Origin of the sequence: Neisseria sp. HMSC061H08, assembly GCF_001836795.1 — a bacterium.
Classification (GTDB): domain Bacteria; phylum Pseudomonadota; class Gammaproteobacteria; order Burkholderiales; family Neisseriaceae; genus Neisseria; species Neisseria subflava_A.
Genome location: NZ_KV830556.1, coordinates 339,647 through 353,207, shown reverse-complemented (window position 1 = coordinate 353,207; position 13,561 = coordinate 339,647). Strand labels below are relative to the sequence as shown.

The 13,561-nt window shown below is 49.3% G+C and carries 10 protein-coding genes; 6 read left to right on the top strand and 4 right to left on the bottom strand.

Features of this window, described 5'->3' with window-relative positions:
* The first annotated feature begins 353 nt into the window (after positions 1 to 353).
* The 4 genes from rfbD (at position 354) to HMPREF2675_RS11445 (ending at position 5,524) form a co-directional block, all read left to right on the top strand.
* Entirely contained in the window at positions 354 to 1,217 is an 864-nt protein-coding gene (rfbD, locus tag HMPREF2675_RS02655; RefSeq protein ID WP_070813984.1) for a dTDP-4-dehydrorhamnose reductase, read from the top strand.
* 150 nt (positions 1,218 to 1,367) lie between these two features.
* On the top strand, positions 1,368 to 4,214 hold the full coding sequence (gene uvrA, locus HMPREF2675_RS02650) for an excinuclease ABC subunit UvrA (protein ID WP_070813983.1): 2,847 nt from the start codon (positions 1,368 to 1,370) through the stop codon (positions 4,212 to 4,214).
* A 34-nt stretch (positions 4,215 to 4,248) separates the two neighbouring features.
* Positions 4,249 to 4,653, top strand: a complete 405-nt coding sequence (locus HMPREF2675_RS02645) for a hypothetical protein (protein WP_070813982.1) — start codon at positions 4,249 to 4,251, stop codon at positions 4,651 to 4,653.
* A gap of 247 nt (positions 4,654 to 4,900) precedes the next feature.
* Complete coding sequence (locus HMPREF2675_RS11445; protein ID WP_210399841.1) at positions 4,901 to 5,524, top strand: hypothetical protein; 624 nt, start codon at positions 4,901 to 4,903, stop codon at positions 5,522 to 5,524.
* A 319-nt stretch (positions 5,525 to 5,843) separates the two neighbouring features.
* On the opposite strand, the gene nrdD is transcribed toward HMPREF2675_RS11445, so the two are convergent.
* The 4 genes from nrdD to HMPREF2675_RS02620 form a co-directional block, all read right to left on the bottom strand.
* Positions 5,844 to 7,625 carry an anaerobic ribonucleoside-triphosphate reductase gene (gene nrdD / locus HMPREF2675_RS02635; protein WP_070813981.1) on the bottom strand — a complete coding sequence of 594 codons (1,782 nt, stop codon included), beginning with the start codon at positions 7,623 to 7,625 and terminating at the stop codon, positions 5,844 to 5,846.
* A 35-nt stretch (positions 7,626 to 7,660) separates the two neighbouring features.
* The gene (gene nrdG, locus HMPREF2675_RS02630; RefSeq protein ID WP_070813980.1) at positions 7,661 to 8,197 is read right to left on the bottom strand and encodes an anaerobic ribonucleoside-triphosphate reductase activating protein; all 537 of its coding nucleotides are present in this window, start codon (positions 8,195 to 8,197) and stop codon (positions 7,661 to 7,663) included.
* A gap of 287 nt (positions 8,198 to 8,484) precedes the next feature.
* Complete coding sequence (locus tag HMPREF2675_RS02625; RefSeq protein WP_070813979.1) at positions 8,485 to 9,627, bottom strand: THUMP domain-containing class I SAM-dependent RNA methyltransferase; 1,143 nt, start codon at positions 9,625 to 9,627, stop codon at positions 8,485 to 8,487.
* Positions 9,628 to 9,743: 116 nt separating this feature from the next.
* Positions 9,744 to 11,135 carry a nucleobase:cation symporter-2 family protein gene (locus HMPREF2675_RS02620; RefSeq protein WP_070813978.1) on the bottom strand — a complete coding sequence of 464 codons (1,392 nt, stop codon included), beginning with the start codon at positions 11,133 to 11,135 and terminating at the stop codon, positions 9,744 to 9,746.
* A 335-nt stretch (positions 11,136 to 11,470) separates the two neighbouring features.
* Here HMPREF2675_RS02620 and dapA point away from each other — a divergent pair, with 335 nt between their 5' ends.
* Both dapA and bamC read left to right on the top strand, forming a co-directional pair.
* Positions 11,471 to 12,346, top strand: coding sequence for a 4-hydroxy-tetrahydrodipicolinate synthase (gene dapA, locus HMPREF2675_RS02615; protein WP_070813977.1), 876 nt, complete (start codon positions 11,471 to 11,473; stop codon positions 12,344 to 12,346).
* Between the two features lie 81 nt (positions 12,347 to 12,427).
* Positions 12,428 to 13,558, top strand: a complete 1,131-nt coding sequence (bamC, locus tag HMPREF2675_RS02610) for an outer membrane protein assembly factor BamC (protein WP_070813976.1) — start codon at positions 12,428 to 12,430, stop codon at positions 13,556 to 13,558.
* Positions 13,559 to 13,561 lie beyond the last annotated feature (3 nt).

Here is a 13,561-nt window from a genome sequence, read left to right as displayed (position 1 = left end):
CAAAATATTTACTCAAAAATATCAAACGGTAGAATTTGCCGATAAAAGGATGGAGTTTCGCCTTTTTTTAAATTCCATTATCCTAGAAATAATAAAAACATTAACATTGATTCACAATCTCTCAAACGACATAGATCCTTTATCTATCTTGTTAAAAGATGAATTTTAACTCTAGTTATAGTAAACAAACATAATACCAATAAGCAGTTATTATTATGAATAGATAATATCGACAATTTACCCAAATACAGCCTCCTCTACATTTTGTTCTACGCCAATAATGTGAATTTGTCGTATTTACACTATAATGACACGAACACCTATTTAACAGCTATCAGAGGAGATACTCAACCATGCGTACTTTATTGACCGGAGCCAAAGGTCAGCTTGCCCGTTGTCTGCGCGACCGCCTGCCCGAAGATTGGGAACTGATTGCTACCGACTCTACTTCGCTGGACATTACCGATACCGAAGCCGTGCATCACATGATCAAAAACTTCCAACCCGATGCCATCGTTAATGCCGCAGCTTACACTGCCGTCGATAAAGCAGAAGAAAACGCAGAAGTCGCTTTTGCCGTCAACGCAACCGCTGTTCACAACCTGGCAGCAGCTGCTCGCGCCGCACACGCCCGCTTTATTCATATTTCCACTGATTATGTATTCGACGGCGAAGGCAAACGCCCTTACCGCGAAACCGACTATACCAATCCGCGCAGCACTTACGGTCAATCCAAAGTAGCAGGCGAGCTTTTGGCTTTAGCCGCACATCCGGAAAGTACAATCGTCCGTACTTCATGGCTGTTTAGCGAATACGGCAGCAATTTCGTCAAAACCATGTTACGCCTTGCTAAAGAACGCGACTCCCTCTCCATCGTTCATGACCAAACCGGTTGCCCTACTTATGCAGGCGACTTGGCTCATGCCATCATCAGTTTATTGCAACAGCCTACTTCCCCACGCGGTATCTTCCATTACTGTGGCAATAAATCGGCAACATGGTACGAATTTACCAAAGCCATCTTTCAGACGGCCCACCAATTAGACGACAGCTTCCGCATTCCTGAACTGAACGCAATCACCACCGAACAATACCCCCTGCCCGCTCCGCGTCCGGCATACAGCATCATGGATTGCTCACGCCTCGAAACCGAATTTGGTATCAAACCGTCCGACTGGCAAAAAGCCCTGCGCGAAATTCTCCGCAAAATCGACTGATAAGCTGATCCATCTATATCAAGGCCGTCTGAAAACATATTTTCAGACGGCCTCTTTGTTTCTTTTATATCAAATGCTTTATCTATCCAGTCTGTCATTTGAAAAGTGCTACAATAGCTGTTTATTTTATTTTTCAGACGGCCTGACACCATGTGCAACCATCATCCCAAACATTCACACGATAATGACACCATCCGCATCCGCGGCGCGCGTACACATAATTTGAAAAATGTCGATTTGGACATTCCGCGCCACAAGCTCGTGGTGGTAACAGGATTGTCAGGCAGCGGCAAATCATCGCTGGCATTTGATACTTTATATGCCGAAGGCCAACGCCGTTATGTCGAGAGCCTTTCTGCCTATGCCCGTCAGTTTTTGCAGATGATGGACAAGCCCGATGTCGACTTAATTGAAGGCTTATCGCCCGCGATTTCCATCGAGCAGAAATCCACCAGCCACAACCCGCGCTCCACTGTCGGTACAGTAACAGAAATCCACGATTACCTGCGTCTTTTGTACGCACGTGTCGGTACCCCGTATTGCCCCGAACACAAGCTGCCGTTATCCAGCCAAACCGTATCTCAGATGGTTGATGCCGTCTTGAAGCTACCGGAAGACACGCGCGTGATGATTCTGGCGCCGGCGGTGCGCGAGCGTAAGGGTGAGTTTGTCGATTTCTTTGCCGACTTGCAGGCGCAGGGTTTTGCGCGGGTGCGCGTGGACGGCGAAGTCTATCAGCTTGACGAAGTGCCGAAGCTGGAAAAAAACATCAAACACAACATCGACGTCGTCATCGACCGCGTGAAAGTAAAAGCCGACATCAAGCAACGGCTGGCGGAAAGTTTTGAAACCGCGTTGCGCCACGGCAACGAGCGCGCACTGGCGATGGAAATGGACAGCGGCGAAGAGCATTGGTTCTCCGCGCGTTTCGCCTGCCCCGTATGTTCATACAGCCTGCCCGAGTTAGAGCCGCGCCTCTTTTCGTTCAACAACCCGATGGGCTCCTGTCCGACTTGCGACGGCTTGGGCAATACTAACTTCTTCGATCCCGAAAAAGTGGTCGCCCATCCGGAATTATCCTTAGCTGCAGGCGCGATTGACGGCTGGGACAAACGCAACCAATTCTATTTCCAAATGATTCAATCTCTTGCGCATCATTATAAATTTGATGTCAACACCGCTTGGGAAACTTTGCCTGAAAAAATCAGAAAAGTCGTCTTGCACGGCTCAGGCAAAGAAGTCATCGACTTCACCTACCTGTCCGAACGCGGCACCACCTTCAACCGCAGCCATGCCTTTGAAGGCATCATCCCCAATCTCGAACGCCGCTATCGTGAAACCGACAGCGAAACCGTGCGCGAAAAACTGCGCGAATACCAAAACCACCGCGCCTGCCCTAGCTGCGGCGGTGCACGTTTGCGCAAAGAAGCGCGCTACGTTTACGTCAGTGGCGAGCCGTTGCACGAAGTTTCCGCCTGGCCACTGACCAAAACCCACCAATTCTTTGAAATGCTGGATTTGGACGGCAATAAAAAACAAATCGCCGAAAAAATCCTCAAAGAAATCACCGAGCGGCTCGGCTTCCTGATTAACGTCGGACTGGATTACCTGAATTTAAGCCGCTCCGCCGAAACCCTCTCAGGCGGCGAAGCCCAACGCATCCGCCTTGCCAGCCAAATCGGCAGCGGCCTGACCGGCGTGATGTACGTTTTGGACGAACCCTCCATCGGCCTGCACCAGCGCGACAACGACCGCCTGCTCGCCACCCTCAAACGCCTGCGCGATTTAGGCAACAGCGTGATTGTGGTCGAACATGACGAAGACGCCATCCGCGAAGCCGATTTCGTCGTCGATATGGGCCCCGGCGCGGGCGAACACGGCGGCAACGTACTGATTGCCGACACGCCCGAAAACGTCGCCAAATGCGAAAAATCCGTTACCGGACAATACCTCAGCGGCAAAAAATCCATTGCCGTGCCGTCTGAACGCACCCCCGTCAATCCCGAGCGGATGCTTGTCCTCAAAGGCGCGCGCGGCAACAACCTTAAAAACGTTACCCTCGAACTGCCGCTCGGTTTGATTACCTGCATCACCGGCGTATCCGGCAGCGGCAAATCCACCCTAATTAACGACACCCTCGCCAAAATCACCGCCCGCGAACTCAACCGCGCCCAAGAAGAACCCGCACCATACGACGACATCCACGGCCTCGAATACCTCGACAAAGTCATCAACGTCGACCAATCCCCCATCGGCCGCACCCCGCGCTCCAACCCCGCCACCTACACCGGCCTGTTCACCCCCATCCGCGAACTCTTCGCCGGCGTACCCCTCTCGCGCGAACGCGGCTACAACGTCGGCAGATTCTCCTTCAACGTCAAAGGCGGCCGCTGCGAAGCCTGCCAAGGCGACGGCGTGATTAAGGTCGAAATGCACTTCCTGCCCGACGTGTACGTCCCCTGCGAAGTCTGCCACGGCAAACGCTACAACCGCGAAACCCTCGAAATCCAATACAAAGGCAAAAACATCAGCCAAGTCCTCGACATGACCGTCGAAGAAGCCCGCGAATTTTTCGACGCCGTCCCCACCGTATCGCGCAAACTGCAAACCCTGATGGACGTAGGCCTGGGCTACATCCGCCTCGGCCAGTCCGCCACCACCCTCTCCGGCGGCGAAGCCCAACGCGTCAAACTCGCCTTGGAACTCTCCAAACGCGACACCGGCAGAACGCTCTACATCCTTGACGAACCCACCACCGGCCTGCACTTCGCCGACATCGCCCTGCTGCTGGAAGTCATAGGCCGTCTGAAAGGCAAAGGCAACTCGATTGTGATTATTGAGCATAATCTTGACGTGATTAAAACTGCGGATTGGATTGTGGACTTAGGGCCGGAAGGCGGCGATGGAGGGGGGAGGATTATTGCGGAAGGTAGTCCGGAGCAGGTGGCGAAGGTTAAGGGGAGTTATACTGGGAAGTATTTGAAGGCAGTTTTGTAAGAAATTCTGTTTTAAATTCGGATAGGAGTAAATAATGAAACCTCATGAAAAACGAAAAAAATATTTTGAAATTTTCTGTATGTTCCTGCTTCCTTTATCAATCATCATATTTTTTTGTGGTTGGTTTCAAGATTGGTTCCAAAGTTTAGATGTTAAATCTTGGATAAGTAGAATAATATCAGGGTATTTTATTGGAGGTGTTCTAATTGCAGCTGAAGAGTTGATTGATGAATTTATTTTTTCGGATCGCAGCAATTTAGGAGTTTTTGAATATGTAATGGGTCTTATTTTCTTAATATTTGCTGTGCTTGCTTATTATGCTGGAGCATGTGGTACAAATACTGGACCATATTTTGTGATTGGATTATCAATTGTCGGGCTAACATATAAACACGCAAAAGATGGCTACCAAAAGACTTTCTGTTTAAGGAGACAGTAACCTGTATCTTTACTCCCCCATGTACTTGAATTCACGACATACCTTTTTGATAACATAGAGCTTTACAGCCAATATATAGCAAACTGCAGCCTGCATACCTAACTTACCGCGCGAGTAGCTATGCCACACACCTCACTTGACTTTAAGGTTTATTTATCTATAAATTATTTTGTCATCTTGACACATTAAAAAAATAAAATACAATCAAATTTTTACTGTTATCTCAAATTTAGGAGTAACCATTATCATGAGTATTAAAGACTTTCTCTCCACTATACTAAAACAAAAACAAGAAAAAGATGAAACAAAAATCCAAGTAAAACAAATTGTTGTAGAGCTAGAACAGGAAAATTTGGCATTCACTCAAGATAACCAAGAATTAGATCCGGAATCAGACGAAGACAATTCCGATATTCCTCAACCCGTACAAGAACTCAGCACTGCCATTAAAAGTATTCCCGGTATCAAACTTGCTGCGGTAAATCGCCATATGCTATTCGAAATCACATCGGATGATTTTACGCTTCCCATGTTTGGTGACTATCCGTTAGGTGCATTGAAACGGACTGATGGCGGTTTATCGGACGAAATCTTGATTTCGATCGACTTCATGATTACACGTGATGAAACTGGATTGAAAGCATTAGAGTTTTTGTCATGGTGGGTACGCGACCATGCACGAGGTGGAGATAGTATCCAGCTGCGCGCTCTGGCTCTTCCCCCAATCCCTGAGCAGTTTGGTAAAACTCTAACGTTTACCATCGACTATTTCTATGCTGATCCTGAACAAGATATTGATAAACTACTGAACAGTATCCAAAAACTAGCCGATAGTTTAAATGATGCAAAAATACAGTATTTAGACCAATAAGCTCTAACTGTTCACTTTAGCAAACCGTAGTCTGTATACTCAACCTATCGCGTGCGTGGTTACGCCACACACCTACTGTAACTTCAAAACCTACGTGTAGCAAGCCGTAGCCTGCATATCCAACCGACCGCGTGCGTGGCTGCGCCACACATCCTACCTGCGAATCAGACAGAACTTCAAAATATTAAAGTATCAAGCATTGTTGTTTAATTTAATTAAAATCATATAGCTGAAAGAGTCAGTCTATCTAAAAACATACTAAAGGCCGTCTGAAGTTTCAGACGGCCTTAGCTTTTTTAAGTAATCCTTTTTTCAATGATTACGCCGCTTTACGGTGATAATGTCTGAGCGCGTGCTCTTTGCGTCGACCGCTACTAAATGCGGATACGCGCTTCAGGTAGCCGATGACACGGGTGCCGTAGTCGATGTCGTGGCTGCCGCAAGCAGAACAGGCGTGTAAGGTGCGTTTGTCAATGTGGCCGCATTCGTTGCAAATGGTAATGCGCACGTTCACGCAGAAGTAGTTGCAGCCGGTTTGCGCGGCGATATCCAAGAGCGAGCGGTAGCCGGATTCGGGCAGGGCTTCATCGAGGTTCAGGTGCAGCGCGGAACCGCCGTCGAGCCAGTCCACCAGTTCTTTGCCGTGCAGCAGGAATTTGTCGAGCGCGTTGATTTCTTCGTCTTCGACAACGTAGAAATAGGAGTTGTAGCATTCGCGGCTGACTTTGTAACCGTCAGCTTTGTCCCATTTGGCGTTTTTCACGCCGAGGTTTTCGGCAGGGACAAACTCGGTGTTGAACTTCACGCCGTAGTGTTTGCTGGCGGCTTGGTTGGCTTCGAATATGGTTTTCAGACGACCTTGGACGAAGTTGATATAGTCGTCGTTGTAACCGACTTTAATGCCTTGCGATTCAGCGGCTTCCGCCATGCCGTTGATGCCGATGGTGAGGAACTGTTTGTCCAGCGTGATGAAGCCTGCATCGTAAACGGGCAGCATTCCGGCGGCTTGGTATTCTTCCATCAGTTTGCGGTAGGCGTATTGGTATTTGTGGATTTTGGCCACTTCGGCGGCAAGGTCGCGTCCGTCTTGTTCCAGCCGGTTCATGTTGATGGTGATGACGTTGATGGAACCGGTCGCTACGCCGCCCGCGCCGAGTGTGTAGCTGAAAGTGCGGTCTTCAATGGCATTACGCAGACGGCAGCAGGAAGCCAAGGAGTCGGGATTGTCGGAAAGATAGACGAAGAAGGAATTGCCTTCCGCCAACTCTTTCGCCATTTCGTCGGCGAACACGGTGTCTTTGCATTTGCCGCCGTCGGTCAGCATCGCAGCGGTTACAACAGGGAAGGTCAAAATGGCTTTGGTGCGCTCTTGGTTAAACCATTTAAGGAAGAAGTTTTGCAGCTTCGCCACGCTTTGCCACACCGGTTTGCTGAAATCGGGAAAGACGAAATCGCCGAACATCGCGTCGAAATAGTATTGATCGTAAACGGAAATATTCCAAAACACGCTCTGATAGCCGCGCGCGGCGGCGGGCTGGTTGATGCTGTACACCACCTGCTGCATATGGTTGGCGATTTCTTTGGCATGGGTTTCCAAATAATCATCGCCGTAGTCTTTGCGGGCGAAGTAGTCGAAATAAGTCAGAAATTCCACTGTGGCCACCGCGCCGGCAAACTGCGCGCTGATGGCAAACACAAGGTTGATAAACGAGCCGCAAAACGAAGCAAGATGTTGCGGTGCTTTGGATTCGCCGCCGAGTTTGCTTAAGCCGTCGAGCAGGAAGGGATACAGCGTAACCGACACGCAATAAGGCTTGAGGCTGGTTTCGTCGTGCACATAAATCTCGTGTGCCTCAATCTGGCGGATGTATTCGTCGGCAACGGATTGGTCGAAAATTTCGGCGATTTTGCGCGACACTTGGGCGCGGTTAATCTGCACGAAAAAGTCTTTCATGATTTCCGCTTCCATCGTGGCAATGTTTTTTTGCGTTACGTTGGCATTGGCGTCCATTTTCGAGCCGTCCGCCGCGTTTTGCGCGCTGATGTAGTCACGCATGAATTGTAGTTTTCCGTTTAACTGTTCGGGATGCAGCCGAATCATGTTAATTCCTCCTGTGTGAGTTGGATAAAAAAGCCTCAGGCCGTCTGAAAAGCGACCACCTGCGGCTGAGTTGTAATCGGGATGATTTTGGGCACGGGTTTGTCTTTGATAAACAAGCGATTCAACACCTCGCCCGTGCGCAAATCGATAAACTTTTGGTTGGTCGTCGGGCTGTCCAAGCCGCCCAGCTCCATCTGCCAGCGGCCGGTTTTCAGATACGTCAGATAAGGCAGGATGCCGTCTGAAACCGCCTCCAGCTCCTCACGCTCCAGGCCGGTGTACAAACAGGCTTTCAAACCCGCCTGCGTCACGATAGCCAGCATTTTCTGCAAGGCTTCCGGCTGCCATTCCCCGCCCATAAACAACACGCATGTAATCAATCCGCGATAGCGTTTCAGACGGCATTTTAAGTAATCCCCGGTCAATTCCGTGCCAATACCCTCTTTCCATGTATCGGCACTATGGCAACCTTTGCAACGCAGCGGACAACCGGAAAACAGAAACGCCAGCGACACTTCGCCCGGCACTTCCTGCCAAACAATTTGCTCGATTGTAAATTTCAAACCGCTCATTGCAACGCCATAAAACACAAGATATGGTGTGCATTAAAACACAATACTACTAGATATGGTATTTTATTTAACAATCCATCTTTATTTTGTAATAGGTTTTTATAATTTGATAGATTGTAAATTTCAATAATTACATCTACACGGCTCCCTTGATAAAGGTCGTCTGAAAACAATTTCAGAGCATCAATATAAAAAAAGAAAAGCAAACTCCGTTATAACAAAGACGGTTTTAACAAATCAAAAAAGGCCGTCTGAAATCATCTTTCAGACGGCCTTAATTTCATGTTTTACCCCCGATTCGAACCTTTCACCATATCCATCAAAAACAATCGGCAATCCAAATTACCGTTAAACAAAGGAATTTTCCGCTTCGGAGAAAGGCGCATAAATTTCGGCATATCGCGATCGCCGGTAAACATCCCAGCTAGCCAGCCTGCGTAATATTGTTTCAACCATGTACCGAGTTGCGGATATAAAGCCTGCAAAGCTTGAACCTCCGCAAGGCGCACGCCATAAGGCGGATTGGAAATCATAATGCCGTGTTCGCCGTTTGGGCGCGCGGCCTGCGCATCTTGCACGTCAAAGCGGATGAAATTATCCACTTCGGCGGCTTGTGCATTGGCCAATGCGGCGCGGATCATATAACGGTCGTTGTCGCTGCCGGAAATGGGCGCGGCGGCCGGTTTGATTTGTTTTTCAGCCTCATGGCGCAACGCTTGCCATTTTTCTTTGTCGAAGTTTTGCAGTTTTTCAAAACCGAAACGGCGCATCAAGCCCGGCGCACGGTGTGTCGCAATCCATGCAGCCTCAATGGCAATCGTACCGCTACCGCAAAACGGGTCTTGGAAAGGCTGCGTACCGTCATAGCCTGCCAAAAGCAGCAAACCGGCCGCCAAGTTTTCTCTCAATGGCGCTTCGCCGGTATCCTGACGATAGCCGCGTTTGAAGAGTGCTTCGCCGGAAGTATCGATAAAGATTTCCACATTGCGCTCATCGATAAAGGCATGAATGCGGATATCGGGATTGATTTTGCCCACGCTCGGACGCGCATCATAAATATCGCGGAAGGCATCACAGACGGCATCTTTGATTTTCAAACCGACAAAATCCAAGCTTTTCACATTGGCGCGCTTGCCTTCGACTTTGACTTTGAAGGTCTGCTCCAGCTTAAACCAACCTGTCCAATGCAGATTTCGTGCCAGTTTGTAGATATCGTGTTCGTTACGATAATTGCCTTTGGTCAAACGCAGCAAAACGCGGCTGGCAACGCGCGAATGCAGGTTGATGCGATACACCTGCTCCATCGTGCCTTTACATGCCACGCCGCCGTCAACAGCGCGGATATCCTGACATGCCATGTTTTCGAGTTCTTGCGTCAAAGGCGCTTCCAAACCGCGAGGACAAGTGATAAAAAGTGAATAAACCGTCATATAAAACCTTTCCGGGTAGAGCTATCCGAACTACTCGGATAATAAATAAAAACAATATTATAGCCGAAAAACCAAAGGCCGTCTGAAACTTCAGACGGCCTTTGAATAAAGCTTGTTTAGTGATCCAAACTGTCGGTTTCAACCTTAATCGCTTTATCGGTTTTGTCTTCCGGCAACACCAAGTTCAACAATACCGCCATAATACCGCCGGCAGAAATTGAATTTTGGAACAATACCGGCAGGTTTTTGAACACTTCCGGTTCAAACGCCACGCCCAAACCCAAACCGACAGAAGTAGCCGCGATGACTGCTTCACGACGGCGAATACCGTGGCTGACCAAAATCCGCACACCGGCAATCGCAATCAGGCCGAACATCAACACCATCGCGCCACCCAAAACCGGACTCGGAATCGTGGTAAACGCGCGGCCGATAATAGGGAACAAGCCCAACAATACCAAAATCGCCGCAATATATTTGCCCACATGGCGCGAAGCCACGCCGGTCATTTGAATCACACCGTTATTTTGCGCAAAAGTAGTCAAAGGCAAAGAGCCCAACGCAGTCGCAATCACAGACACCAAACCATCTGCCAATACGCCGCCGCGCAGACGTTTGGTATATTCCTCACCCTCAATCGGCTGCTCGGAGACCATCGCAGTCGCCGTTAAATCGCCTACCGCTTCAAATACGCTCAACAAGAAAATCGCACCGGCAACGATAAACGCGTGCCAATCAAATGCAAAACCATATTTAAACGGAACAGGCAGGGTAATCAGCGGCAGATTTTGCAGGGCGGAAAAATCTACTTTGCCCAAAAACAGCGCAACAATATACCCGACGATCAAACCCACCGCAATGCCGCTCATGCGCAGCAACGGATTTTTCAAGCAGTTGAAAACCAACACAATCAGCAACACCAGCGATGCCAGACCTAAGTTTTCCATCGAGCCGAATGTACCGTCTGCTTTCGCACCGAAGCCGCCTCCAAAGTCAGTAATGCCGACATGCACCAAGCTCAAGCCGATCAACATCACGACCACGCCGCTTACAGTCGGCGTAATCACTTTTTTCAGATAAGGCAAAAGCCAAGCGGAGAAGCACACCAAAAACGCGCCGACAAAGGACACGCCCAAAAGCGTTGAAATCATCGCATCTTCAGTCAAGCCGCCCTCTTTCATGCCGGTACCGAGTGCAATCATCACGGTAACAAAAGAGAAGTTGACCGACTGAATCGACAACATACCCGAACCGACCGGCCCGAAACGGTTGACCTGCAAATAAGTACCGACACCGGAAGCCACCATCGCCATCGACACCAAATAAGCCGTCATTTCAACCGGTAGCTCCAACGCCCCGCCGACAATCAGCGCCGGCGTAATCATCGGGACAAAAATAGCCAAAAGGTGCGTGACCGCACTCAACAACGCATTCCCAAACGGCGGCTTATCTTCCAAACCGTAAACCAAATCAGGCGAACCGGCCTGTTTATCTGTCATTTCGGCCATAATGACCCTTTCTTAAGAATCGTTAAAAAATATTAAGATGCGCATTTTAACTAATTTAAAATGTATCAGCAAATTCAAAATTATCAGACCGTCTGAAAGTTTTGCCCGATCATTTTCAGACGGCCTCAAACAGCCTTAACACATTTTAATCCTTGACAGTATTTTTCCATCTTAAAACAAACAAACTAATGATTTAAAAATGTATTATTCATTAAGATAATGACAAATCACGATTAAACGGCCCGGCCTCATAGCGGATATGTTTCACACAAACAACAAAGTAAGCTACAATCCGATGAATAATCCACCCACATTATAAAATTAAAGGTTTCCGTATGTTAAAAGGCAGTCTGGTTGCCCTGATTACTCCGATGAATCAAGACGGCAGCATCAACTACGAACAACTTCGCGACTTAATCGACTGGCACATTGAAAACGGCACCGACGGCATCGTCGCAGTCGGCACCACCGGCGAGTCAGCCACCCTGCCTGTCGAAGAACATTTGGCCGTTATTGAAGCCACCGTCAAACACGTCAACAAGCGCATTCCCGTTATCGCCGGCACAGGCGCCAACAATACTGTCGAAGCCATCGCCCTTTCCCAAGCCGCCGAGCAAGCCGGTGCGGACTACACCTTATCCGTCGTTCCCTATTACAACAAACCTTCCCAAGAAGGCATTTACCAACATTTCAAAGCCATCGCTGAAGCCACTTCGATTCCGATGATTATTTATAATGTTCCCGGCCGCACCGTCGTCAGCATGAGCAACGACACTATTTTGCGCTTGGCTGAAATTCCCAATATCGTGGGTGTCAAAGAAGCCAGCGGCAAAATCGGCAGCAACATCGAATTGATCAACAGCGTTCCTGAAGGTTTTGCCGTATTCTCCGGCGACGATCCTACCGGCCTGCCCTTCATGCTGTGTGGCGGTCATGGTGTGGTAACCGTTGCAGCCAACGTTGCACCGAAACTCTTCGCCGACATGTGCCGAGCCGCCCTTGAGGGCGATATTGCGACCGCCCGTCGTCTAAACGAGCAACTTATCCCAATTTATAACACCATGTTCTGCGAGCCCAGCCCGGCCGCGCCCAAATGGGGCCTGAGCTTATTGGGCAAATGCGAACCCCATGTTCGTCTGCCTTTGGTTGCACTGACCGAAGACGGTCAAGCCAAAGTCCGAGCCGCTCTGGAAAAATCAGGACAAATCTGATCCGGAAATAAGGCCGTCTGAAATCAAAACAGCCTTTTCAGACGGCCTCCCTGTTAAGAACTTCATCCACAGGAAAACAAGATGACCTATATCAAACCCATCGTAGTAGCCCTCGCCCTGATTAGCATGACTGCCTGTTCCGGCAGCAAAAAAGAACAACCCAAACTCGACTATCAAAGTCAATCACACCGCTTGGTCAAACTGGAAGTACCACCTGATTTGAACAACCCGGACCAAGGCAACCTCTATCAATTACCGGCAGGCAGCGGTGCCGTCCGCGCCAGCGATTTCAACAAACGCCGCACTCAAGCCGTACAACAACCTGCCAATGCAGAAGTTTTGAAATCCGTTAAAGGCGTACGCCTTGAGCGTGACGGCAACCAACGCTGGTTGGTTGTCGATGGCAAATCGCCTCGCGAAATTTGGCCGTTGCTGAAAGTATTCTGGCAAGAAAACGGTTTCGACATCAAATCCGAAGAACCGGCCATCGGCCAAATGGAAACCGAGTGGGCGGAAAATCGAGCCAAAATCCCTCAAGACAGCCTGCGCCGCCTGTTGGATAAAGTCGGCTTGGGCGGCATCTACTCCACCAGCGAACGCGACAAGTTCATCATCCGCATCGAACAAGGCAAAAACGGTTCGACCGACATCTTCTTCGCCCATAAAGGCATGAAAGAAGTTTATGCCGACCGTAAAAAAGATACCACAATGTGGCAGCCAGGTGAAAACGACCCTAACCTCGAAGCCGCATTCCTCGCCCGCTTTATGCAATACTTGGGCGTTGACGGTCAGCAAGCCGAACAAGCCCTGACCCAAAGCATTGCTGCCCGCAGCAATGCTTCTGAATTGGCGCGTGTGGACAACGGCACTCTGTTGCTGGCAGGCGATTACGGCCGCAACTGGCGCCGTACCGCCCTTGCGCTTGACCGCATCGGCCTGACCGTTATCGGTCAAAATGCCGAACGCCGCGCTTTCTTGGTTCAACAAGCGCCAACCGAAGGCGAAGCAGTTGCCAATAAAAAACCAGGCCTGTTCAAACGCGTATTTGGCAAAGGCAAAGCAGAAGCACCAAAAACGTATCCTGAAATCATTGTTTATGTTGAGCCTATCAACAATGGCGCACGCCTCCATCTGTTGAACAAAGACGGCAGCCCATACAAAGGCAGCGATGCCTCCACATTGTTGAGCCGCCTGCACACAGAATTGCGTTAATCC